This is a genomic window from Paenibacillus hunanensis, from assembly GCF_014645615.1.
GTDB lineage: Bacteria > Bacillota > Bacilli > Paenibacillales > Paenibacillaceae > Saccharibacillus > Saccharibacillus hunanensis.
In genome coordinates this window covers 555215-579514 of sequence record NZ_BMMB01000004.1, presented here as the reverse complement: position 1 = coordinate 579514, position 24300 = coordinate 555215, and the positions used below count along the sequence as shown (strand labels likewise).

20 protein-coding genes are annotated in these 24300 nt (G+C 45.2%); 3 read left to right on the top strand and 17 right to left on the bottom strand.

The features are described 5' to 3' along the window. Positions 1 to 207 precede the first annotated feature (207 nt). The 7 genes from IEX62_RS11280 to IEX62_RS23945 form a co-directional block, all read right to left on the bottom strand. Positions 208 to 1455 (bottom strand): PP2C family protein-serine/threonine phosphatase, encoded by a 1248-nt coding sequence (locus tag IEX62_RS11280; protein WP_188775588.1) that lies wholly within the window; start codon positions 1453 to 1455, stop codon positions 208 to 210. A 186-nt stretch (positions 1456 to 1641) separates the two neighbouring features. Continuing rightward, on the bottom strand, positions 1642 to 3723 hold the full coding sequence (locus tag IEX62_RS11275; RefSeq protein ID WP_188775587.1) for an HD domain-containing phosphohydrolase: 2082 nt from the start codon (positions 3721 to 3723) through the stop codon (positions 1642 to 1644). Next, the gene (locus IEX62_RS11270) at positions 3724 to 4035 is read right to left on the bottom strand and encodes an STAS domain-containing protein (protein WP_188775586.1); all 312 of its coding nucleotides are present in this window, start codon (positions 4033 to 4035) and stop codon (positions 3724 to 3726) included. Between the two features lie 5 nt (positions 4036 to 4040). After that, positions 4041 to 6188, bottom strand: a complete 2148-nt coding sequence (locus tag IEX62_RS11265; RefSeq protein WP_188775585.1) for a FapA family protein — start codon at positions 6186 to 6188, stop codon at positions 4041 to 4043. Between the two features lie 28 nt (positions 6189 to 6216). Then, complete coding sequence (locus tag IEX62_RS11260; RefSeq protein ID WP_188775584.1) at positions 6217 to 7350, bottom strand: PP2C family protein-serine/threonine phosphatase; 1134 nt, start codon at positions 7348 to 7350, stop codon at positions 6217 to 6219. Positions 7351 to 7628: 278 nt separating this feature from the next. After that, entirely contained in the window at positions 7629 to 9527 is a 1899-nt protein-coding gene (locus tag IEX62_RS11255; protein WP_188775583.1) for a thioredoxin domain-containing protein, read from the bottom strand. Positions 9528 to 9562: 35 nt separating this feature from the next. Next, a complete protein-coding gene (locus IEX62_RS23945) occupies positions 9563 to 9724 on the bottom strand; it encodes a DUF255 domain-containing protein (protein WP_188775582.1) in 162 nt (53 codons plus the stop codon). Between the two features lie 107 nt (positions 9725 to 9831). On the opposite strand from IEX62_RS23945, the gene IEX62_RS11245 reads away from it, so the two are divergent. Both IEX62_RS11245 and IEX62_RS11240 read left to right on the top strand, forming a co-directional pair. After that, entirely contained in the window at positions 9832 to 10413 is a 582-nt protein-coding gene (locus IEX62_RS11245; RefSeq protein ID WP_188775581.1) for a DMP19 family protein, read from the top strand. 211 nt (positions 10414 to 10624) lie between these two features. Continuing rightward, positions 10625 to 12004, top strand: a complete 1380-nt coding sequence (locus IEX62_RS11240) for a glycosyl hydrolase (protein ID WP_229685726.1) — start codon at positions 10625 to 10627, stop codon at positions 12002 to 12004. A 104-nt stretch (positions 12005 to 12108) separates the two neighbouring features. Here the strand turns inward: IEX62_RS11240 and IEX62_RS11235 are convergent, their stop codons facing one another. From IEX62_RS11235 to IEX62_RS11190, 10 genes are all read right to left on the bottom strand, one after another. After that, entirely contained in the window at positions 12109 to 13056 is a 948-nt protein-coding gene (locus IEX62_RS11235) for a GDSL-type esterase/lipase family protein (protein ID WP_188775580.1), read from the bottom strand. A 61-nt stretch (positions 13057 to 13117) separates the two neighbouring features. Further along, positions 13118 to 14401, bottom strand: a complete 1284-nt coding sequence (locus tag IEX62_RS11230; protein ID WP_229685725.1) for a cellulase family glycosylhydrolase — start codon at positions 14399 to 14401, stop codon at positions 13118 to 13120. A gap of 115 nt (positions 14402 to 14516) precedes the next feature. Beyond that, positions 14517 to 15791 carry an ABC transporter substrate-binding protein gene (locus IEX62_RS11225; protein WP_188775579.1) on the bottom strand — a complete coding sequence of 425 codons (1275 nt, stop codon included), beginning with the start codon at positions 15789 to 15791 and terminating at the stop codon, positions 14517 to 14519. Position 15792: 1 nt separating this feature from the next. After that, positions 15793 to 16986 (bottom strand): glycoside hydrolase family 130 protein, encoded by a 1194-nt coding sequence (locus tag IEX62_RS11220; RefSeq protein ID WP_188775578.1) that lies wholly within the window; start codon positions 16984 to 16986, stop codon positions 15793 to 15795. Between the two features lie 50 nt (positions 16987 to 17036). Further along, a complete protein-coding gene (locus IEX62_RS11215; protein WP_188775577.1) occupies positions 17037 to 17870 on the bottom strand; it encodes a carbohydrate ABC transporter permease in 834 nt (277 codons plus the stop codon). Beyond that, positions 17870 to 18724: a carbohydrate ABC transporter permease gene (locus tag IEX62_RS11210; RefSeq protein ID WP_188775637.1), complete on the bottom strand. Its 855-nt coding sequence runs from the start codon at positions 18722 to 18724 to the stop codon at positions 17870 to 17872. Before IEX62_RS11210 ends, IEX62_RS11215 begins: the two co-directional genes overlap by 1 nt. A gap of 484 nt (positions 18725 to 19208) precedes the next feature. Next, positions 19209 to 20285 carry a LacI family DNA-binding transcriptional regulator gene (locus tag IEX62_RS11205; protein ID WP_188775576.1) on the bottom strand — a complete coding sequence of 359 codons (1077 nt, stop codon included), beginning with the start codon at positions 20283 to 20285 and terminating at the stop codon, positions 19209 to 19211. Positions 20286 to 20418: 133 nt separating this feature from the next. Beyond that, a complete protein-coding gene (locus IEX62_RS11200; protein ID WP_188775575.1) occupies positions 20419 to 21657 on the bottom strand; it encodes a glycoside hydrolase family 130 protein in 1239 nt (412 codons plus the stop codon). Between the two features lie 395 nt (positions 21658 to 22052). Beyond that, a complete protein-coding gene (locus IEX62_RS11195) occupies positions 22053 to 22961 on the bottom strand; it encodes a methyl-accepting chemotaxis protein (RefSeq protein ID WP_188775574.1) in 909 nt (302 codons plus the stop codon). A 349-nt stretch (positions 22962 to 23310) separates the two neighbouring features. After that, positions 23311 to 23751, bottom strand: coding sequence for an Imm63 family immunity protein (locus tag IEX62_RS11190; protein ID WP_188775573.1), 441 nt, complete (start codon positions 23749 to 23751; stop codon positions 23311 to 23313). A gap of 142 nt (positions 23752 to 23893) precedes the next feature. Here IEX62_RS11190 and IEX62_RS11185 point away from each other — a divergent pair, with 142 nt between their 5' ends. Further along, positions 23894 to 24298 (top strand): CBS domain-containing protein, encoded by a 405-nt coding sequence (locus tag IEX62_RS11185; RefSeq protein WP_188775572.1) that lies wholly within the window; start codon positions 23894 to 23896, stop codon positions 24296 to 24298. Positions 24299 to 24300 lie beyond the last annotated feature (2 nt).

Sequence of the window (24300 nt, the reverse complement as noted above, 5' to 3'; positions counted from 1 at the left end):
CGTGTATCGTGTATCGTGTATCAGCGATTTTAAAATAGGATCTAATGATGTACAACAAAAAAAGAGCGTGCTGTACAATGAATTTCATCGTGCAGTACGCTCTTTTTTATGCAAAACAATAGGTTACATGTCTATGCGCGATATGCTAATCACCCAGAAATAGGTCGAACTTAGACTGCACCTTCAATATTCCAGCTCGGATAATGATTATGCTTGCGGCTCAGATTCTGGGTTGGCATCTGCTTCTACCGCTGTCTCCGCTTCAACCTCTGTGTTCGCCTCAACCTCTGTCTTTACCTCAGATTCTACTTCTTCTGCTACCGGGCTAGTGAGGTCGATCGAGATAATACATACATCGTCATGCTGGCGATTCAGACGTGCCAGCTTACTTAGAAAAGCATCATTATCCAGATAGAGCAGACTTTGTGCATATTGCTCCAGCTCTTGAATAACGGTTTTTGGATTCGTACCTGGGCGTGTGATCAGCCCATTTGTATATAATACGATTCGCGCATCGCCTGTATAATCGATCACTTTGATATCGGTGTTCATATCCTGCTTCATTCCGATCGGTTCGGTGGTTACACTCAGTCGCTCAGCTGGTGCCCCTTCGGTCAACAGTAGTCCCTGTGTATGACCTGCATTGAAGTATTCGAGCTGTCGTTTATTCGTATCGACCATCACATAGATCGCGGTAAAATAGACAGTACGGCGCATTTTACCGAATAGTGTGCGCATCTGACGGTTCAGCTCTGCACATACTTCCTTCGGTCTGCGATAGATGCCAACAATGCCATCCAGCAAAGAACGAATCGACATACTGATCAGTGCAGCAGGAATGCCGCTCAGCGATACATCGATCAGCAAAATTCCATATTGGTGCTCATTGAATTGCTTCCAGTAAAACATATCACCGGATACATCGGATGATTGCATAAAGCTACTGCGAATGCTAATGCCTTGCTCGGTCAGCGGCGGAGTGAGCACGCTGTTTTGCAGGTGACGCGCCAGTTGAAGATCCTTGCTTACACGGCTTTCCCATTCCTTCCGTGCATCCATTTCCTTTTTTAGACGCAGTGCAGATTGGACACGCGCTAACAGCTCGTAATCTGGCCCACCTTTTTCAATAAAATCCATTCCACCCACATTAAAAGCTTCCTTAAAATGCGCTCGATCGGCAGTTAAGAAGATAATCGGCAGATCCTGATAGGCTGGTATACTTTTGATGCGGCGACAGGCTTCGATCCCGTCTACTTCGGGCATTACGATATCTAATAGGATAAGATCAACCGCTACGGGCTTGCGAGGGGCTTGCTCGTCTTGAATACCCAGTCGCTCATATGCTTCCTGAGCGGAGTTGGCTGTCCATACATCCTCATAGCCTGCGGATTTTAATGTATTTTCCATAAACGCCAGATTCAATCTGGAATCATCGACAATTAGTATGCTGCTCATATTCGTGTGCCTCCTGAGGATAAAGGGTATACTTATTTTTCGTCCAAAAGGGGGCAATATGTAATAGCAATTAAGTTACTGTACTATGTAGATTTCATTTTAATTGTATACAGCTAGAAAAAGGACATGCTGCGGGTCACCTAAGCTAATAAAGACCGCCTATTCGTTTCCCGATACAGGAAGCGTTTAGCCGGTCTCTTCAGCTACCATCATAAACTCAAGTAAAATGGCTGTCCCATCCGGGCTCGTATGCAGCATAATCCGATCAGCAGACATGTACATCACTGCAAAGCCTTTACCGAGCGAGCTTTTACTACTATAGCCAGATACTAGAATCGTTTTGGGCAGTTCATGTAACGGAATACCTGATCCATGATCTGTGATATAGATTTGCAGACGATTCGCCTGCTGATAAACACCGATCTGTCCCTGCTCAGCGTGCTTGATCAGATTCGTCACACCTTCGGACACAGCCAGCTTAATACTCATCAGCTTTTTCGGATATTGCTGACGATACCATTCAGGCACATGCTCCATCACTAGATTACGGCTGGAGGATACATCTCCACGCGTACGCACCTCCATGCCATCCAGACGTTCGCCCAGCTCGCGTTCGATCTCCTGTGGCTGTAGACAGATATCGATTTTGCTATGGGAGAGCGTACGGATCACATCGCGATACGAGCTAAGTGTATTGTAATGTAGATCCTCTCTGTATTGCAGAGCGGGTGTAATATCCGTGAGCACCACATTAATCCGATCCGGTTCAGGATAAAAGTAAGCCTCATACGTCTTCCCTTCACCAGCGAGCACTTCATAGAAGCTTTCAGCAACAAGTAAAGCTCGCTCAGCTAGCACCTCTGCATCACTGACAATACCAGCAGGTACATCGGACAAACCTATGCCGTATAGCTTACCATCTGCTCCATAGCGTAGCAGTCTGGTGCCACCTGTAATACTGGCTAGCTGCTGTGGTGGCTTATCAGGATCATGACGTACAACGAATGCCAGCTCGGTGGATGCAAGTGGATCATCGTGGATTACATACTGACGCAGCCAGGCGATGGTACCTGCATGAATACGCCAGATAAGCTGTGGATCAAGCTCCTTGCCTGCCATCCGCTGTAAATGATTCATCACGTCTTCATTTTGTGAATACTGACGAATCAGATACTCCAGTTGATTGCATAGATAAATAATTCTGGACTCATACGGAATCGCATTCCCTTTGAGTCGATCGGGAAAGCCCTTGCCATCAAATCGTTCATGATGATGCTTAATCCATGCTGCCGCGCGACGATCACCGGTAATGTTGCCGACAATCTGCGCTCCTTTGATCGTATGAGATTCATATTCGTGCTGCTCGCTGAGCGATAGCGCACCACGCTTGGTCAATACCTCGAGCGGTAATAGCATTTTCCCGATATCATGGAGGGTGGCAATGTTGATCAGCTCAGGTCGCTGCTTCTTCGGATAATTCAGCAGCTCCAATACATGCTCACATATAATACCTACATTGCGTCCATGCCCCTCCCGATTCGATAGGCGGAGCTCACCGATGCGAATGAATTCCTCTACACCCTGTCTGCGTAAACGCACCTGTTCAATATAACCATGGGAAAAGAAAATAATAAGCAGTAAAAATAACGCTGTATACAATGTTTCATATACGATATAGCCCAGCGATAAATATTTCAAAAAATGCGGCACGATAACGGTACATAACAGCACAGGCACGATCAGCTCTTTTAACCGGAGACGTAAGCTAGATAGTAAAGGCACATGACCGATACTATTCGATACGACTACCGACATGATCACATACAAGCCGCTAAATAAGAGAGCACCTACCGCCGCCTGTGCATACACATTGAGAGATGACTGTACAAGCCCATCGATCTGCTGCATCGCTTTGTCAGCGATATATAGACAAATAGCATACTTCCCCTGCTTAGATAGTATTCGAAAGCCGTGAACTCGCCGCCATTGAAAGTCAGCTGCTCTAAAATGAGTAACGATATTGCTCAGTGTAGCGCCGATCAGCGCATGAGTAGGCCCATACGCCAATAGCAAAATTAGAAATCCCGCTACGCTAGCACTGTATTCCTCCCCACTTAACAGCCGCACAGGAAATAAATCCAACACTACAATAAACAACAGCATCGGCAGCCCAACCCAGATCAGGCTATTCAGATGCCAGAACATATACACCAGGCTGGCCAGGCCTATCATACCGAGCGGAATCGTATATAGATTCTTCTCGTTCACCTAGCTAAAAACGTCCTTACCTAAAATTTCGTCAAGCTGTAGTAATTCGAATACTTCCATCACTTCCGGCTGGACATGCTCCAGCGATACGATCCGCTCCTGCTCCTTTAAGCCCTGAACTAGCCCGATCAATAACCCAATACCCGATGAATCTACAAAATGCACCTGCTCCAGATTCAATACGACCTGCTGCTGTTCCTGTAAAGCGGGCTCAAGCTGTTCTTCAATCAAATCACCAGCATCAATATCGATATCACCTTCACAATAGACGATCATTCGTCCATCCTGCTCCTGCAATCGGTACGAAAACATCCTCATCACTCCCCATGCCATACGAATTCGTTATCACTATTAATGCGAACTACCACATGCTCCATATCCTTCGTAAACTGGTGTATCCGTTCGCCAACATGAATCGTTGTTCCAGCTAAAATCTTCTTTGCACGAATGACAGACTTGGCGCCCACATGCAGCGAGGTGCTGCCCGTTCCCGGTGAGCCTGCCTCTTGAATCGTCATTCCACCTACAGCATGATACGTTCCACCTCGTAGTGTTCCATCCGCTTGTAGATGTCCCTCGCAGAATAGATGGGCATTGTAGCAGCCCTTTTCAATAATCAGATTCCCACCACAGCGAACATGACTGTTCTGCACATGATGTAAACGAGCAAAAATCTGCTCCATCGCAGGCACAACGACGACTGAATACAGATAGCGTGTACGCCGAATAAAGCTTTCCAGATCGTCCGCAGTACGGAAGTGGCTCGATTCGCCAGTCAAAAATCCACGCTGGAGCTCATCATAGTACCGTTTCCAGTCATCTCCTGGCAATTGTGCATATTGCTCCTTGAGCTTCACCATGCGCTGGAGCACTTCATGCATACCGCGGAATCGACCCTGAAACAATACTTTGAACAAAGGTGCCAGTCCATGCTCATCCATATCATCCAGCTTAAAGGCAGATGCGCTACTAACCTGACGAATCGCAGCCTTGAGCAGCTCGCATTGCTCTGCAATCGATTGAAGTAACGGTGCGATCTGACCGTAAAATAGATACATCTGTCCGACGACAACCTGACTGCTGATCACATTAGCATTCACGATTAGCGATTGACCAGCTACAATATTCGCCATATTAATATTACCGCGAATATGAATATTGCCCTCCGCCTCTACCTGCATCGTGTCCTGAACCGCTCCGCTAATCTCCACATCGCCGAGAAAATGAATATTGCCTGTCGATAGATTAATGTCCCCACTCTGCATCAGCTTGGGCACAATCGACAGCTTAATATGATAGCCCTGCTTCACCTGTGTTGGCATACCGGCACGCTGAGCGATTGCTTGTAAGCCATCATCAGATAGGGTGACATCCTTACCTGCCAAAATTTGCACCTGTCGCACTGGAGGCGCTGCTACCGAACGTCCAAATACATCGATGCCATCCTGTCCGGGCTCCGCCGGGCGTACTACTCCAATCAGATCACCCTCCCCTACCGACGGGAATTCGCGTGTCTCCCGGTAATCAATCGTACCGTCCTGACGCAGCTTAGGCTGTACCTTTTTCGCTTCGGTATCTGCTCGTAGCTCGAACATTCCATCTACTCCTGGAATCGGCTCTGTACCGCGGGCAACGATATATTCGCCTGGCTCTGATGCACGACATGCCCGTGCAATCGCTTCTTGATCGATACCATACACGACACCCAGCATAGTAAGCTGCTCGACTATACGCGCAGGCTCAATAGGCAAAATCTCCCGTCGCTGACCTACACGCAGCATCAATCTGGATTCAGGCTCCGTATCTAGCAAGTAGCGGCGTATATGACTGCCTGGCTCAACATGTACACTCGCCTGCATTGCTTTTGGCTCCACCTGTATTTGCCAGAGCGGCTCGCGTAGCTCCTCGGTTAGTGCAATCTCCACATGATCAAACTCGCCAATCTCCGCTGTCTGTCCTGCCAGAAGTGGCTGCCCATTAATCAGCACATCTCCGCTTTTGAACGCATCGAGCTTGGGCAGGCTACCACCGGGAAAGATACGTACACGCATCTCTCCACCTTCAATCCAGATTTGTCCATCCTGTACAGGGCTAGCCGCTTTTTGCTTGGACGATGAGGGATTCGTATTCGCGGCAGATGCAGGCGATTGTCCAGCATCCAGTACAGATAGTTGCTGGCGAGAGGCGGTCAAGCCCGGAGACTCTTGCTCCGAAGCATTGGACAGGGAAGCTGGATGCACGGACGATGAAGCTCGTCCAGTCTCATCAGTAACTGCATGATCGGGCGATTCTTGCATTAAAGTAACCTTAACGACAGCTGGCCTTACATTAAAGCCGAGCAGGCCTTTATTTTCCTCATCGATAATCTCAATACTGACCTGCTGCTTGCTCGCTTCCAACAGTGTCAAAGCACGATCAATCGCCTGCTCAACTGTTTTGCCTCTGGAAACTATACTTCGTTCCATCGATCTCTCCCCCATTCCCGATCGAGCATCAATCCAGTTCTATTGATACGATGCAAATATCATCTTCTCGATTACGATTCAAACGTTCCAGCTTATCAACAAACGACTCATTACTCACATAATGCAGACTATCTGCATATTCCTCCAGGCGATCAATGCCAAATTGAATCGACAATCCAGGTCGCTCTACTAACCCATCGGTATACAATACGATTCGGCATGGCGCATCATAGGATAGCTTGACGGTGTCCAGCTTCATATCCGGCTTGATGCCGATCGGAACGGTCGTACCCTTTAACTTCACAGGTGCGGTATTTTGCTTCAATAATAAGCCTGGCGGATGACCTGCATTCACATATTCCAGCTCACGCTGCTCCAGATCGATTAATAAATAAATGGCGGTAAAATAAGCAGAACGTCTCGTCTTACCGAACAATAATCGCATTTGCCGATTGAGCTCTCCACACACCTCGGCAGGCTTACGATACAAGCCTACAATACTATCCAGCAGGGAACGGATCGACATACTAATCAGTGCTGCCGATATTCCATGCCCGGATACATCGATTAGCAATACTCCGCATTTGCGGTTCGAGAACATTTTCCAGTAAAACATATCTCCAGATACTTCAGCAGATTGCATATACCGGCTATGGATGCGAATACCTGGCTCTTCCAGCGGAGCATGCAACACACTTCGCTGTAAATGCTTGGCAAGCTGTAGATCCTTTTGTACTTTTTCTTCCCAGTTTTTCCGTGTATCCATTTCCTTTTTCAGTCGGAGTGCAGATTGCACGCGTGCTAGCAGCTCGTAATCCGGGCCACCCTTTTCGATAAAGTCCATTCCACCTGCGCCAAAGGCTTCTTCAAAATGAGCTCGATCAGCGGTCAGGAAAATAATCGGCAAATCCTGATACATCTCCGTATTCTTAATCGTACGACAGGCTTCAATTCCATCCATATCGGGCATAACAATATCCAGTAACACTAGATCAATATCACAGCGTTTCTTGGGATGCTGCTCCGCTTCTATACCTAGCTCGCGAAATGCTTCTAATGCTGAATACGCCAGACGAATATCTTCATAACCGGCAGTATGCAAAATATTTTGCAGATAGGCAACATTCAGTCGGGAATCATCAACGATCAGTATGCTGCTCATTAGAATCTCCTCCGCAATCGTTATATTATATTTTTCGACCTGTAAAGCTCATTATGTAATAGTAGGATCGGATAAATTTGGAAATAAGTGCGTTTCCAAAATGAGAAGAAGACGAGCTTATGATGCAGCTCGTCTTCTGTCTTTTCATCTTAAACTTGAGGATTAGATAATAGGGATATAGCGAGTTTCCTTGCTGATGTACATTGTAGCTCAGTGTTTTACAGCTCATGATGTTGTCGCATAGTATAGAGAATACTGAATCTCATCCTCGTATACATTCATGAACGCTTCGGCTGTAGCGCCTCGGTTAGTGCTTCCAGCGTTGTCACTGGTGCGTGACAGACAAAGCCTTCGCATATATACGTCATCGCCTCCGAAGTAGACTGCTTATCCTGCAAATGTGGCAACAGCTTCCGGGTAGCCTCCCCTGCTACTCCGCTCTCATTGAATAACAGCGTTGCAAAGGGGCGATATGCCTTTTGTACCTCAGCGAGCATTTGCTGGTATTGCATATCTTCGACCTTTCCAGAGACAACAATCTCTTCGGTCCCGTTCATGATCTGCATGCCAGCCAGCATTAGCATCGTATAGCCTGCCGGATACTGCTTCACCGAACCAGCAAATGCATCCAATATACGCTCTGCATAAGCACGTAGCTCGTCATCATTCGTCATAGCAGCCAGTCTTGCCAGTACCCATGCCGCTACCGAGTTGCCAGATGGCATCGCGCCGTCATAGATTTCTTTGGTGCGACTAATCAATGGATCGCCCTCGGCGCCGCTAAAATAAAATCCACCCTGCTCTTCGTCCCAGAACAAGCTGATCAATTGTGATTTGAGCGTCGTCGCATAGGCAATATATCTGGAATCACCCGTTGCTTCATAGAGCTCCAGCAAGCCCCAGATCAGATAAGCATAATCATCCACATAGGCTGGGAATGCCACATGTCCTTCGCGATAACGCGCCATCAATCGTCCATCCTCGCGGAACATCGTTTGCCAGATAAAATCCACTGCGCGCGTAGCTGCTTGCGCATATTCTGGCTTTTGCAATCGTTTACTCGCGCGTGCGAGTGCCGCAATCATCATGCCATTCCACGAGACGAGCACCTTATCATCCTTGAACGGGTGAATACGCTGTTCGCGGTAATCGAATAGCTTCTGACGATATTCCTCCAGATCTGTACGCAGTGCCAGTTCGTTCAAATCTCGTTCTTCTGCAATGTCTGAGATGGTACGGGCAATCAGATTCGGTATATTCGCTCCCTCAAAATTACCTTCGGGTGAGATATCATACACATTACAATACGTATGCATCGCTTCCAGACCAAGCACATCCTCGATCTCATCGCGATCAAACACATAGAACTTGCCCTCCACGCCTTCTGAATCGGCATCCTCTGCTGAATAGAAGGCACCTTCCGGTGACGTCATATCGCGTAGTACATACGTGAATATCTCTTCGGCAACCCGTGCATACTGCTCATCACTCGTGAGACTGTACGCATCGGTATACGCAATCGCCAGTAACGCGTTATCATACAGCATCTTCTCAAAATGCGGCACGAGCCACTGCTGATCTGTGGAGTAGCGCGCAAAGCCAAAGCCCACATGATCATATATACCACCCCGATGCATATGCTCTAATGTACTGCGTACCATGTCTAGCGCCTGCGGCTGATCATACGTATGCGCATAAGCAGACAAAAACATCAGATGATGCGGTGTCGGAAACTTCGGTGCTCCACCAAAGCCTCCATATTGCTCATCAAACGAGCTAGCCAGTGTCTGGTAGGCACGATGCAGGATTTCTTCATCAAAGCTACCCGGTTCTGACTCTGCCTTGAATTCGTTCATCCGCTGCACAATCGCATCGCCAGCTTCAACAATGCGTTCGCGTTCATGCTTCCATTTTTCCCGAATCTGCGTCAGCATATCGATCATGCCGATGCGTCCATACTTCGTCTGCTTCGGAAAATACGTACCTGCATAAAAGGGCTTCTGCTCCGGTGTGAGCAGAACCGTTAGCGGCCAGCCCCCTTGCCCGGTAAGTGCCTGACAGTACGCCATGTACAGATTATCAATATCCGGTCGTTCCTCTCGATCCACCTTGATCGGAACAAAATATTCATTTAATAAGGCAGCTACTTCCTCATCCTCAAAGCTTTCGCGCTCCATCACATGACACCAATGGCATGTCGGTAAAAGCCTCACTACGAATAGCCAACAGACAGAAAGACAGGCTTGTCTTCCGACTCCGCTTTTGCAAAAGCTTCATCACTCCATGGGAACCATTGCACAGGATTATAGGCATGCTGTAGCAAATAAGGCGATTTCTCATGAAGCAGTCTATTGGCTTGTTTATTCGTTGACATAGGGGCATCACTTCCTTTCCACGTTTATTCTATTGTAATGATAAAGTATTATTTTTATTAACCATCAAATTATTGTTTGAACGAAATGGAGAAGGAGTGAGACGCTTATGCGCACTGTATACGATTGTATCGCACATCTGATTGGTTCGAAAACCATCGCAGCGATGACTGCGGAAGGGATGGTAGAAGCGATCAGCGAGAATCTATATACCGAAGCTAATCGAGCATTATTAGAACCGGATCATCTTCATCAGTTACCGCAGCTCGTTCAGGATATTATCCTCGTCATTGAACTGGATACCGAGTTAAGCATGAATGGGATATGGGGATTTTTGCATAATTCAGCTGGGTTACTGCTGGAGGATATGATCGCTACGTTATATCGTATTGGAGCAGAGGAGGATTATGCAATTTTGAATGCTATTAGTGGTGTCTTGTCCTGTCATGAGCTGTCACCTCAGCAGCTACGTGATCGTACCCAGTCAAGCAGCTTGTATGAAGTGTCCCGTTTAACAACAACTGATGAAGCTCATATGAAGCCTCGTATTGAAACCATAGCAGGAGAAATTCAAGAGCTAGCGCAAACTCTATATGTGTATGACTCGGAACGAAATATTTTTGATGATTTGATGGCGTATGTAGAGATACATAAAGGCGCACTTGTAGAGTTTATGACGCAGCAGGAATAATTTCGTTGTTGTTCATAGACAACTAGTATTCAGTAATGACAATGTTATACGCTTCCCTCTGCTCATCGCTATGGTAATTTCTAATTGTTTCAATAAGTTTAAGAAAATAAATATAAATTGTTTATTATTTTGTTTATTTTTGTTGACTAAAATCAGAACTGGAAATATAATCAAATTGCAATGAAAACGATTACAAAAGGAGTGTTAATGAATGGTCAACACAAAGAAATATTGCATTATGCTCGTGATTATGGCGTTACTGATCGGAGGGATATCGTATGCACCTGTCTCTGCTAACGCGGCTCCCAATCTGGCATATGGACGTCCGGTAACCGTTTCTTCTACCGAAAGTGCCAGCTATCCGGGAAGTAGTGCAGTTGATGCTAATGGCAACACACGCTGGTCATCTGTAGCTTCGGATCAGCAATATATGATTGTTGATCTGGGTAGTTCGCAGCAAATTTCCAATGTGATTTTGAAATGGGCAGCGGCATACGCCAAAAGCTATCAGATTCAAGTATCGAACGATAACTCCAAATGGCTGACCGTCTATTCCAATTATAATAGTACAGGCGGCACCTCCAGCATCAGCTTTGCTCCCACCAAAGCGCGTTATGTGAAAATGTATGCCTTCAGTCGGGCAACCACAGGTGGCTACTCCCTCTATGAATTCGAAATCTACGGAAGCGCTGAAAAAGTCGGCGTACTCGATTACCTGAAAAGTATTTCTGGCAAAAGCACTGTGCTGGGTATTCATAATCGTGAACCCAATGCCAATCCTGCCGTTCAAACCAACCAGCTACATAGTATTACTGGCAGATACCCTGCCCTGTGGAGTGGCGATTTCTTATTTTCCTCCAGTGATGTCTCTAACCGATGGACGATGATTAATGAAGCGAAGAAGCAATGGGATAACGGCGCGATCGTTAACATTATGCTGCATGTCGTTCCACCAACACAGTCTGAACCAGGCAACTGGGATGGCGGTGTGGTGAGCAAGCTGTCGGATGCGCAATGGAACGATCTAATTACAGATGGTGGCACATTGAATCGAGCATGGAAAGCTCGCCTCGATACCTATGCCCAGTATTTGCAATATTTGAAGGACAACAATGTAACGGTATTATTCCGTCCGTTTCATGAAATGAATCAAGGCGTATTCTGGTGGGGTGGCAGACCGGGACCAAGTGGAACAGCAGCATTGTATCGTTTAACCCATGATTACATGGTCAATACGAAAGGCTTGACTAATCTTGTCTGGGTATGGGATATGCAGGATCTTGACCTGAACTGGAGTGCCTACAATCCAGGTAGCAATTACTTTGATGTATTTGCACTGGATGTATATAATCCAGACGGCTTTACAACGGTAAAATATAACACGGCATTGAGCGTCGCAAACGGTAAGCCCATCGCCATCGGCGAATGCGATAAACTACCAACTCCCACTCAATTGGCAGAACAGCCTCGCTGGGCATTCGCAATGAGCTGGGCAGAGCTAACCTTCAGTAGTAACACAAATGATCAGATTAAAGCATTATATAATTCGTCTAACACCGTTACTCGTGATCTACTACCTTCATTAAAATAATCGCCATCCTCTATATCCAGCTATGATTGGACGAAAGAAGCCCATTCGATTAAGCCGAATGGGCTTCTTTTACATATTGTGAATCGATCGCGTGAGGTATACGTCTACCGATTCTTTGCTTCTAACACAGCCACCAATCGCTTACTTAATTTAATATGAGCCGATTCGTTAGGATGAACCCCATCGCTGTAATCTAGTTCCTGTAGCCATCCACTCGTATCGATATAATGTACCTTCTGATCGCCAGCAGCCTGAAGACTGCGTACAGACTGCTGAATCTCTTGAGCATAGGTTCCATCAAATAAACGCTGGGCATACAGCCTCGCCACTGGATACTGCTGCCGAATCAAGCCTAGAAACCGAGTATATTCGTACTGGAACCGATCTGCTGGAACGCCAAATACGGCATCATTTGTCCCGATATGAATAATGACAATATCGGGCGACTGATCGAAAAAGTCATACAATGTATCATCGTCATGATCTGCATGCTTGAGCTTAAAATATTGCTGACTCATGCCTGCTCCGTTCGCAATATAGCTCCCACCCGGCCAGTGATCGACCAGTCCCATTCCTGACTGTGCAATCTGAATATGTTCATACCCCAGCCTCTCTGCTGCCAGCCATGCATAATCGGACAGCGCATAGCGAGGCAATAGGTGACCTGCAATGATCGAAGCGCCGATATATTCGATCATTCGCTTCCCTGTAGAGGGTAACGATATCCTTGCCTGATCATCTAGACTCATCCCTTGAAATACGAGACATTGATCGGTATATGGAGTAGCAACCATTAATGTATGTGTTCCCTTATGTAATAATACGGGCGTAATATCCACAACTCCCTGTAACGAAGGATAATAACGTGTTACGCCATCGATACTCACATATACATTGACGCTAGCTCCGATATGAAGTCTGATGATCGTCGTATTGCTAAAGTTCACTTTAAAATACGTACCGCCCCATGACGTCGAATATGCTCCTGGCTGACGTTTATCCCAGCGACCTACATAATAAATGTTTTCATCATCTGGCTCTACCTTGTACATACGATGCCTCCTATACGATCCATCTTGCCTTTCTTCTCTTCCCCTTTAATGGAGGTTTAAACTAAAAGGCAAGTGACTGCACTGGCTGTGAGTAGGGTCCTTCAACACCGTTTAAGGTAATCGCCTTGATTCGATAATAGACCTTCTCCTCTTTCACTCGTAAGGCATCCTTCCATTCACCATTATGATACGCTTGTCGCTCAATTACAGGTTGCCATGGGCCAGAGGGACTTTTACTTGATCGCTCCAGCGTATAGGTTGCGCTACCCGCAACTCCGCGGAATACAATTCGACCTTCATCTGTACTCAAGATGAGTGGTGCTTCGGTAATCAGAATCTCTGGAATACGTGCCTGACGCAGCTGATACGCATGCTGACGTAGCGCTTGAATCCGACCAAGCCAAACGTCGCTGTAGCCGTGACCAGGATAATGAACGGAAAAGCCATCGTTATGCTGAACATACCCGCCTTGATCGTGATGACCGAATAAAGACCAGAAGAATGTACCGGATACTTTCTCATTACCCTCCACTGCTTGCAGGAATGAGCCCGTTTGATCGGAAGACCAATCGTATTCTCCAGCAATATACACCTTACCAGCAGAACTTACTTTATCTACATCTGCATGCAATTGTTCAGCAGAAGGTGGATAATAATGCACATCGATTATATCCAGTTCTGGAATGTCCAGCTTATCTGCATCAACCTCGAATTGCTTGCCATGACTGATCAGATGGTTAGAATCTATTCCTTTGATATACCTACACATCTCCTGCACCCAATCAGCCGGAACATCGTTCAGCTCATTACCTAGCTCCCATGCCAGGATAGATGGATCATCCTTGTACATCAACCCATTGATCGTATTCGTACGATTCAAAATCTGCCCGATATACCATTGGAAATCTGCAATTACCTGACGATCGTAATAAAAATCCTCTGCATCCCCAATCCCCCGCCAGCTCGTAAACGTCGACCGACCTCCATGATAATAGCTCCAATTACAAACCAATGGAATCATGACACGCAATCCTCGTTTGGCAATCTCATCTAAGGCAAAATCCACCTTTACCCATGCTTCCTCATTCATTTGTCGTAATGTGGGCATCAGCGACTTAGGATGACCTACAGATGCAGCGAGCGTATGTGAGCGTAACGCATTCGCTCCCATCATAACTGCGGTATCCAGCACATTTTGTACTCGGAATGGAGTCGGCCAATCTATCCCCTCAACATTCTCATCCAATCCGAGCCAGTATATATTCGGCCCTGCAAAGCGATAAGGGATTTCGCCTGCAACCAGCTTTGTTCCTCTTCTTTTCACAAATTCACGTTTTAGCATCATTTCGCTCCTCTTCTTCATATTGGTTGTCTACATTGTTTGTACATCGTACAGGGCTGCGAACATTGATTACGACTGTTCGCAGCCCTGTGTATTCACTCGTATGATTGGAATGGTCTTATTTTAAAATGTCTTTTCTCGCTTTTGCCCAGGCTGCATTATATTTATCCAATACACTTTGTGGATTATGGGCTAAAATGAATTCCTGTACTAAGGCTTCCTTTGTAATCTGAGCATGGTTCACAATATCGGTAACCTTTGGATCATCAGCAACCGCTTCGATCGTCACGGGCTTGAAGCTATCAAATTGCTGCAATTGCGGAATGGTCGCTTTCTTGTCTTTCAGCACAGGAATAAATCCCGCATATTGATCAAAGCCAGAATCCTCAATCATCCACTTTACAAATGCCTTTGCCGTAGCAACGTTCTCACTATTTTTATTTACACCGTACGCCCAGTCCGGTGCTAGACTTACATTAACCTTACCGGAATTATCATAAGGCAATGGGAAAAACCCGATGTTATCTGATGTTGTTCCACTTGCAATAATCTGCGGAATGACCCAGTTGCCCAGCATGACCATAGCAAACTTACCGCTAGCCACGTCTTTTTTCGATTGCTCCCAATTGGTAGAGTTAACGTCCTTCTCCAGATAGCCCTTCTCATACATCGTGCGGATGATAGTCATGCTCTTACCATAGGGATTGTTCATCTGATACGGGGTATCACTATTCATACGATCATTATTTAGCTTTGCATCACCAGCCATACTTGTTGGTACTTCCGAAATCCACGGGTACAGCGGCCACTGATCTTTAAAATTAGAAGCCAGCGGCACGATGCCTTTTGCTTTCAGCTTTTCACTTGCTGCGTAGAATTCGTCCAGCGTCTTAGGAATTTCGGTAATTCCAGCATCAGCGAATGCTTTTTTGTTATACACGATCCCTGTAGTTGTGGCACCGACCGATATGCCATATACTTTTCCTTCATAGGACTTATAATCTTTAAAATAAATGTTATCGTTCAAGCCGAGATCATCGAGCGGTGTAAAATATTTCGGTAGATCGGAATTCGGAATCGTTGGAATGAGAACCACATCCGGGTAATCGCCAGATGACATACGAATTTTCGTTGTTTTATCCAGATCTGTGATCGCTTCAAATTCGACCTGTGCATTCGGATATTTCTCATGGAAGCGTTTGGCATAATCGTCAAACTGGGTACCAATCATATCCGTACGATTCGTTAAAAAGGTTACTGTCCCACTAATAGCCCCATCACCTGTAGCGCCTGCTCCATTGCTCGCTGTATTCGAGGTGCTACCACTACCGCAAGCAGACAGAATGACTGAAGTGACAAGCATGCTGGCTAATACTATGATTACTTTTTTCATATTATTTCCTCCTCTGTTCGTCATAACTCATATTGCCGCGGATCAGATCAGCACGTTGCTGCACACATGCATAGGAGCGCATCGCATCCGCAGGTGTATGCTTTACATAATCGAGTAGCTTATCCACTGTTGTCGTCGCTACATGGCAACGTATATCGGAGGAAGCATAGTATAGGAATAACTCGCCCTTCTCCGTGGCGACCATGCCATTACTGAACACCACATTGGACACATCGCCAATACGCTCATCACCTTCTGGAGCCAGCAGATGTCCACCCGGACAATGCGTCTGAATCCACGGGCGCTCTAGCTCAGTCAAAAAGGCATATAGCACATACCGCAAGCCTGCGGCTGTATTACGCACACCGTGAGCGATGTGCAGCCAGCCCTCTGCTGTTGCGATCGGCGCAGGGCCCTGACCATTTTTCACTTCCTTGATCGTATGATACGCACGTTCATCTATGATCTGCTCCTCCTGAATAATGGCAGGCTGCATCGAATTGGATAATCCCCAGCCGATGCCACCACCGGAGCCTGTATCGATAAATCCATCCTGCGGGCGAGTGTAAAAGGCATACTGGCCATCGATGAACTTCGGATGAAGCACCACATTACGCTGCTGAGCAGAGCGAGTCTGTAGATCAGGTAGTCGTTCCCAGCTTATCAGATCGAGTGTTCGTACAATGCCGCACTGTGCAATCGCACTGGATAAGTCACCTGGGGGTGCAGAGAGATCTTTGCGCTCTGTACAAAATAATCCATAAATATAGCCATCCTCATGCTGTACAAGACGCATATCATAAACATTCACATCCGGCTCGTCCGTTTCAGGCAAGTGAATCGGATAATCCCAGAAGGTAAAGCCGTCTACACCATTATCGCTTTCTGCAATCGCAAAAAAGGATTTGCGATCATTTCCCTCTATTCGTGCCACCAGATAAAACTTGCCATTCAAGTAAAGTGCACCCGGATTAAACACACAATTTACACCGAGCCGTTCCATAAAATAGGGATTCGTATCTGGATTCAGATCATATCGCCATGACAGCGGAATATGCTGATTCGTCAGAATGGGGTGCGTATACCGTTCATAAATACCATGCTCTGAAAATAGCGGTTCATTTTTGCGTTCAATAATCGTCTGATGCCTCGCTCTTACCTGCTCATATCGTTGCTCAAAATACTCATTTGACATCGTTCATTGCTCCTTCCACTAGTCCAAACCTTCCACATCCTATGTGATCCTTATCCTTTAACTGCTCCATTCGTGACACCGGCAAAGATATAACGCTGTAAGAATAGGTACAGCAATACCGTAGGCACCATGATGATCAAAATGGTGGCACAAATATAACTCCATTGCGCCTGATTGTTACTCGCAAAGCGCATGATCGAGGTAGAGACCATTACAAGCTTTTGCTTGGGCATATACAAAAATGGAATGTACAGCTCGTTATAAATATTGATCGTTTTCAAAATCACCAGTGTAACGGTCGCTGGACTTAGCAACGGAAAGATAATCGAAGCATAAATCCGAAACAGACTGGCACCATCAATCATCGCACTCTCATCGAGCTCCTCTGGAATATTACGAATAAATTGCAGGTAGATCGTAATCTGCAATACATCCGCCCCAATGAACAGCAAAATCGGTGCGAATAAGGTGTTAAATACACCGAGTGATTGAATAAGTGAAAAGATTACCACCTGCGTTGTAATCGTTGGAATGATGCTAGCGAACAGGAACAAGCCTAAAATAAGCCGTTTTCCTTTAAAGGAAATACGAGCCAGTGCATACGACACCATCGTTCCAAACACGATATTCCCTACTAGCGATACGGCAATGACGATAAATGTATTGCTAAATGCCTGTAAGATATCTGCCCGATCAAATACAATTCGAAAATTCTCAACATTCAAAAAACTGGCTGGTAATGCAAACGGGCTGGAGCTTTCATCTGGCCCTTTAAAGGCATTCAGCACTACAACATAAGGTGGAAAGAGTACGACCAGACTGGCAATGCCCAGCAAAATATATTTGAGCCACTCGATCGGGTCCCGAATTCGCTTGGTAGTCATCAGGCATCTCCTTTGCGCTTGATCGCCATATTTTGTACAACTAGAATGACAATGGTGAAGATCAACAGCACAATGCTCATCGCGGACGCTAATCCATAGTTGTTAAATGTAAATGCAGTTTCAGTCGTCTTAAGCAGGAATGTTTCACTGGAGCCTACGGGCCCACCCTTGGTAAGCACGAACGGTAGATCGAATACCGCCAGCGCTCCGCTTAGTGTCAGAAACATATTTAACTGAATGACCTGTGTCAGATTAGGCAGGGTCAAATGCCATAACGATTGAAAGCGATTCGCACCATCAATTGTTGCCGCTTCATACATATCGCCCGGAATCGATTGTAAGGCGCCCAGATAAATGATCATCGTGTAGCCCATATATCGCCAGAAGCTTACTGAAGCGAGCGAGAAATTCACAAGTGAAGTATCTCCCAGCCAGCTATGCTGTAGCGATTGAAGTCCGAGCATACCGAGCAGTGCATTCAACGAGCCATTTTCCGTATCAAATACATATTGAAACATGAAGGCTACGGCTACACCGTTCATAATGTAAGGGACAAATAAAAGTACACGGAATAGATTGCGCCCTTTAATCTTTGAATTTAAAATGACCGCAAATAGGATCGCGATTATATTTTGCAAAATTCCACCAAGCACATAAGGAATCTGATGCAGAAATACACCAAACAAATCCGGATTCGTGAAAATCTCTTTATAATTGTCCAGACCTAGAAATTGAACCGTATCGCTAATCCCATCCCAACTGGTAAAGCTCAGATACAACAGGCGTACGGCTGGATAGTACGTGAACAAACCCAGCAGTACAAGTGGAATAAATAGAAAAGTAATAAGTATCATCGTTCGTTGTCTAGCATAAGACGTTCCCAACTGCTACACCGCCTTCAATATCAAATCTCCAACTTAAAGCTTCCAAGCTATACTTCCTTTTAAATAAATTATTATGATATCGCTTACAATATAGCTTATATTCATTAAACTTTTACTAAACAAAACTCCTAATTACACTTATGTTTCAGAAAAAAAGCTTTTTTCTAACTAAAGAGCTGTTTTTGCACTTTTAAATCTTATATTCGACTCATTATCTATCTACAACCTCCTATGATCATGATCTCTTTCTACTGAATAAACTTTAACATAATTATATAGTTTCTTCAACAATAATATTTGTTTAATTAAACATACACTGTTGTTGAAGCTGAGTTTATCGGACAGGCCGTTGCATGAACTCTTCATCAAAACAAAAAGAGACATTTGCTTGGATCAGCAAATGTCTCTTTTCTACTCTATTTCTTTTCTAGTCTACTTCTTCTCTAGCCTTCTCCTACTCTGTTTGTGGCTCTACCGTCTCTACGGTATGCAGAACCTTCACAGAATCTCGTTCAATCAATCTGGTTGATAGTAAAATCTGCTCTGCTACCGTCTCATGATGCTTAATACGATCAAGAATTGTTTTAACCGCTCTGGAGCCCATATGCTCCTTAGGTACTTGCACCGTCGTAAGCCTTGGAATGACGAACTCTGCCAGTGTTAAATCATCGAAGCCAATGATTGAGACATCCTCTGGACAACGGTAGCCCCATTCGGTCAAATAACGTAGCGCTTCAATCGCAAGCATATCATTAGCACAAAAGAAGCCTGTAACCTGTTCATCTACAATAGAGGAGCGTAGCTTATCCATAAATTCTGAATTCGTATAGTTACCGCGACCACTAACGCCTAAGCCGCGCACCCAGGTAATGCGAGCCTGATCATCAGCACTTGCGTTACTATTATGATCCTTTGCCGCTTCTTCAAAACCACGATCTCGTTCTTTAAAGCTCAATGCTGTCTCCATGTCTCCGACAAAAGCGAGTGTACGATGCCCACTTTGAAGCAATTTCATCGTAGCATTGTAGGCTCCAATATAGTTGTTAGCGAGCACATGATCATATTCCACATTTTGAATATTGGAATCGACCAGCACAAAAGGAATCTCTGCCGCTTCAATCGCTTTTATGTAATCTTCGGGAACATGTCCTAGCAGGAGTGCACCATCCACCTTGGATTCACTAATGCTAGACGGCATTCCTTCCTTCGGTTCCAGCGAAATATCAATACCCGACAGCATCATACTAAAATCATAGCCTGACAGTTCTTTATCAATGCCGCGAATAATTTTACCCCAGTATTCCATATCATCCAAATATGCTTCAGGCATCAGCACAGCAATATTTCCAGTCTTCGTAAATTGAGATGATTTGCGTAGCTTATCAAAACGGTACCCCATGTCCTGTGCAGTCTTCCAGATCTGCTCGCGAGTACTGTTGTTGACAGCAGGATCATTAGAGAGCGCTTTCGATACAAGCGCCTTCGACACACCAACCTGCTCTGCAATCATCTGTAAGGTAACCTTTTTCACTTGTCTAGCTCCTTACGATTTTTTATTAATCATAATTCGTTTTTAAACTTTTTTCAACTCAAATACCCTTGAATAAGCAGCATAGTCTATCTATATCTGCTTGTTTCAAGGGTATAGTGTCATATATACGTAGTTATACTGAAGTGGTGTGCAGCTGCTTACCTTCTGCATCATATTGGCGAATATGCTGGATCAGCTGCTCCAGATTCACCCAGGAGATGCCAACCTTCTGATCTGCCGCACCATAAGCCATGATCAATTCACCATCTATAATTACGCCTCCGGTTGTAAATAAGCATGGCGTTGGATAGTCCGAAGGCATCTCCCATTCACGCTCTGCATACATAAGCCGATCCGGGCAGCGGTGCGTTAATATAGGATAATCATGTTCCTGCTCTTCCACAATCATAAAGGATTGTGTATAGCCAAATTGCACATTTTTCTTGCCATGATACGGAATAAGCCATTCTCGCTCGTTAATTTTTAGCGGCGGCCAGCTAGCACCGATACGATTCTCCTCCCAATCAAATATCGGGGCTGCGAGCAATCGATGCTCTGCCTGCGACGAAGCGAATTCCTCTATCGTATTCGCACTGGCTAGATAGATTGATGGCTTTTGTACACACTCCCCTTCTGGAAAGGGCTTTACATTCATCGGGCGATGAAGCATAACATAGCGTTCCTGATCAGCGATACGCATTTTGTCTGGAAATAAAAAAACATCTCGATTATCGCTAATGTGTCCTTCTGTGAGTGGGCCGATATAAGCAAATGCGTGTTCATAATTACCACATTTCAGCTGATCCAGATTCAGCTTATACAGCACAGTGACCGTATCATTGGCACGAGCAGTTTGTACAAAGGCATCCGCATCACTCGTATGGAAAATCCAATCCGGTACATATTCGAATCGCGTCTCCACAGGTGGCTCCTGATCACTCAGCCAGTAAGGCCCTGGTGGGAAAATACGACAGGCGACCGACATATACAGCTCACCCTCAATCGGGAAAATGCGTGGATCTTCGATGCAGCCATTCGCGTAATTCCGAACACGATTTCCATCAATATCGGTAATATATAGCTCCTCTTCTTCATATCCAAGCGCTGGAGCCAGTGCAGGTCTGGAGAAATCAGCATCCCAGGTCTGTCCTCGATCATCACTTTTCGCATAACCTAAGAAGATAGGATACGGATCATGGCAGCCCTCCCGCTTCTTCTCTGACCACGGGCCTGTCGCTCTAAATAGCATATGGATCGTATCGGATTCCGGGTCTTTTACGATAGCTGGATTTAGCACCATTTTATCTGCCCAGGCACATCCAGGCATCGGCTCTAATACCGGTTGATCTAAATAACGAAATTGGGGCTTCATAAGCTCCTCCTTTTTATGTGTAAAACACGGGTAGTTGAATCTGACAATGTCATCTGACGAGTTCACTCTATCATATCTATATTTTTCTTTCAACATATTTAATTGTTTCATTAAATTTATTTAAACAAATTCTATCGAATATGATGTATAGATACATAAATGTATGTTATCAGTGTAGAAGCTTGTCGCTTGGATATCCCAACACGGTAAAACGCTATGCAAAAAGCCAGAGTCGGAGGATATGATGATCCTCTGCTGACTCTGGCTGTATTGGTTTGGCTATTCATTGTATAGACTAGGCTTCGTGTTATGATGCTGGAGTGATTCTCTTCCGTAACAGACAAGGCTCTTTTAAAATAACCTGCGATCCAATCTTTCCACTCTATAACTGATCCTCAAATCTCATGCGTCACTCGATCCGCCTGAATGTTCAGCTCATTGGCTGATGTAAAGATTGCAGTAAACGATTCCATCGCCGTCTGCATACGCTCCTGTCCACGCTTGACACTCTGCTCCACCTCTACCGTCGTATTGGAGATTTTGCGCACCTCTAAGTCCATTGCGTCAACGCTACGCTTCACCTGAGTGATCGATTCCTGCACCATATTCGATAGCTTGCCGACCTCCTGTGCAACTACATTAAAGCCACGTCCAAAGTCACCAGCGCGTGCGGCTTCAATCGCTGCGTTCAGGGCGAGCATTTGCGTTTGCGAGGCGATTTTACGAATCGTTTGTACGACATCCTGAATTTCGTAAGCTTGCTCTTGCAGTCGATGAATCGTATCTCCATTGGCTGAGGTCACCTGCGCGATCTGCTCCATACTGACGAGCAGCTCCTCACTGTGCAGCATACCGTCAGATGAACGCTGATGGAGCATTTTTGCTGTATTTTGCAGATCATCTACAACATGGCTCAGATGGTGATGACGTTCGGTAATATCGGTGGCGACCTTGGTTACACCGATGACATGACGGCGTGCTTGATCCCATACGGGCATATAGGTCGCTTCCAGCCATACCTCATCATCATTTGAATTACGGCGTAAAATTCTATCGTGAAAGGTTATCCCTGTAAATAGATTGTCCCAAAAGGATACGTATTCTGAGCTATTCGCAAAGTCAGCAAAGCATAAATTACGGTGATGCATGCCGATCATCTCGCTTGGCGAATAACCGACCACACGCGCAAAAATATCATTTACATAAGCTACACGATGCTCCGTATCAAATCGAATAATAGCCAAATTTTCTTGCAATGCGCGTACGACCAATTCGTCTGTAACTTGCTCACTCAATTTTTCCATACCGGCATATCCCCCTGTAGCAATTTATAAATTTTGTAGCAATTCATCACATTCACTCAATTAATTAAATTATCAATTTCCAATTAAAGAATATAATTGAATGTAAGTGATAGCAATAGATATAATTCCTATATTTGGTGTATAAGGATTGATTCATATATCGGCATTTTATTGTTCAAAATCAATACTTACACAATGAAAATCACTACAAAAAAAGACATTATTCCTAGGAATAATGTCTTCATCGATAGGTGATACGCTACACATCCAGCGCAATAGCCTCTATCTATATTCATCCAGCTTTTGTCGCTTTATTGGTAGTGGAGCAGAGCCTGATATAGCTGCATCATTACATCTGTTCTAGCTCTCCTCTTTTCCCACTACGATACATCTCCTCATATATAGCATCCGTCGCTGCAAATGCGCGCCCAATCAATGCCGACCACTCCGCCTGCACGGTAGCTGTCATCTGTAAATGACCTTTACCCGATTCAATCCCATGCCGATCCAGCAGCTCCAGATAAGCCGCCGTCTGAATACAGCTATCTAGTATCCAGTAAATGATATCGTGTTCACGCTCTGGACTCATTTTTTTGTTCATTATTTGAATTCCACGCTCATATAGTAGTAGTCTATATCCATCCGGATCAATCGCAATCTGCGGTTCCAGATCACCATGCCATGAATCGTCAAAGGCGGCTTCGACCCACTGAATACGGTCATCCCTGTATAGCTCGGTCTTTTGAAACTGCGTTACAATCGCATCAATTAGCTGTTGCTTGGTCTTCATTCTTATCGCTCCCTGGTCGAAAATATGGCGTTATGCATTGCCTGCTTTGTGGCTACAATGCTGTAAACCTTTACACATGCGATTCAAAATGTGTTTTAATGGAAATATTATTGATAACATATGATGTAAAGGAGTGACATTTGTGCAAATCTCACATTTCCTCCTGCCTAAAGAGCAGGTTACTTATGTATCGTCGAAAGCCTCCATGCTGGAAGCGCTGGAGCAGCTAGAGCGTCATCCGTATTCAGCTATCCCTATTATTGATGAGCAGGGAAAATATGTAGGCACATTATCCGAGGGTGATCTACTATGGAAGCTCAAAAATGCGTTCAATCTTGACTTTGAAGCGATGCGTCATGTACCGCTTACGGATATTCAGCGCCGTGTACATAATGAGAGTGTCGTCATCACTGCGAACATGGAAGATATGCTGAATCGCGCTGCTGATCAGAACTTTGTTCCGGTCACTGATAATGAAGGCATGTTCCTTGGCATTATCCGTCGTAAAGACATTATCGAATATTACAATGATACCATTACCGATTAATG

Excerpts from the sequence above, each read along its gene's own strand:
- IEX62_RS11230 (WP_229685725.1), bottom strand. The coding sequence starts at position 14,401 with ATGATGCTAAAACGTGAATTTGTGAAAAGAAGAGGAACAAAGCTGGTT.
- IEX62_RS11255 (WP_188775583.1), bottom strand. The coding sequence starts at position 9,527 with ATGGAGCGCGAAAGCTTTGAGGATGAGGAAGTAGCTGCCTTATTAAAT.
- IEX62_RS11195 (WP_188775574.1), bottom strand. The coding sequence starts at position 22,961 with ATGGAAAAATTGAGTGAGCAAGTTACAGACGAATTGGTCGTACGCGCA.
- IEX62_RS11220 (WP_188775578.1), bottom strand. The coding sequence starts at position 16,986 with ATGTCAAATGAGTATTTTGAGCAACGATATGAGCAGGTAAGAGCGAGG.
- IEX62_RS11240 (WP_229685726.1), top strand. The coding sequence starts at position 10,625 with ATGGTCAACACAAAGAAATATTGCATTATGCTCGTGATTATGGCGTTA.
- IEX62_RS11265 (WP_188775585.1), bottom strand. The coding sequence starts at position 6,188 with ATGGAACGAAGTATAGTTTCCAGAGGCAAAACAGTTGAGCAGGCGATT.
- IEX62_RS11260 (WP_188775584.1), bottom strand. The coding sequence starts at position 7,350 with ATGAGCAGCATACTGATCGTTGATGATTCCCGACTGAATGTTGCCTAT.
- IEX62_RS11280 (WP_188775588.1), bottom strand. The coding sequence starts at position 1,455 with ATGAGCAGCATACTAATTGTCGATGATTCCAGATTGAATCTGGCGTTT.
- IEX62_RS11190 (WP_188775573.1), bottom strand. The coding sequence starts at position 23,751 with ATGAAGACCAAGCAACAGCTAATTGATGCGATTGTAACGCAGTTTCAA.
- IEX62_RS11245 (WP_188775581.1), top strand. The coding sequence starts at position 9,832 with ATGCGCACTGTATACGATTGTATCGCACATCTGATTGGTTCGAAAACC.
- IEX62_RS11225 (WP_188775579.1), bottom strand. The coding sequence starts at position 15,791 with ATGAAAAAAGTAATCATAGTATTAGCCAGCATGCTTGTCACTTCAGTC.
- IEX62_RS23945 (WP_188775582.1), bottom strand. The coding sequence starts at position 9,724 with ATGTCAACGAATAAACAAGCCAATAGACTGCTTCATGAGAAATCGCCT.
- IEX62_RS11210 (WP_188775637.1), bottom strand. The coding sequence starts at position 18,724 with ATGATACTTATTACTTTTCTATTTATTCCACTTGTACTGCTGGGTTTG.
- IEX62_RS11200 (WP_188775575.1), bottom strand. The coding sequence starts at position 21,657 with ATGAAGCCCCAATTTCGTTATTTAGATCAACCGGTATTAGAGCCGATG.
- IEX62_RS11215 (WP_188775577.1), bottom strand. The coding sequence starts at position 17,870 with ATGACTACCAAGCGAATTCGGGACCCGATCGAGTGGCTCAAATATATT.
- IEX62_RS11270 (WP_188775586.1), bottom strand. The coding sequence starts at position 4,035 with ATGTTTTCGTACCGATTGCAGGAGCAGGATGGACGAATGATCGTCTAT.
- IEX62_RS11235 (WP_188775580.1), bottom strand. The coding sequence starts at position 13,056 with ATGTACAAGGTAGAGCCAGATGATGAAAACATTTATTATGTAGGTCGC.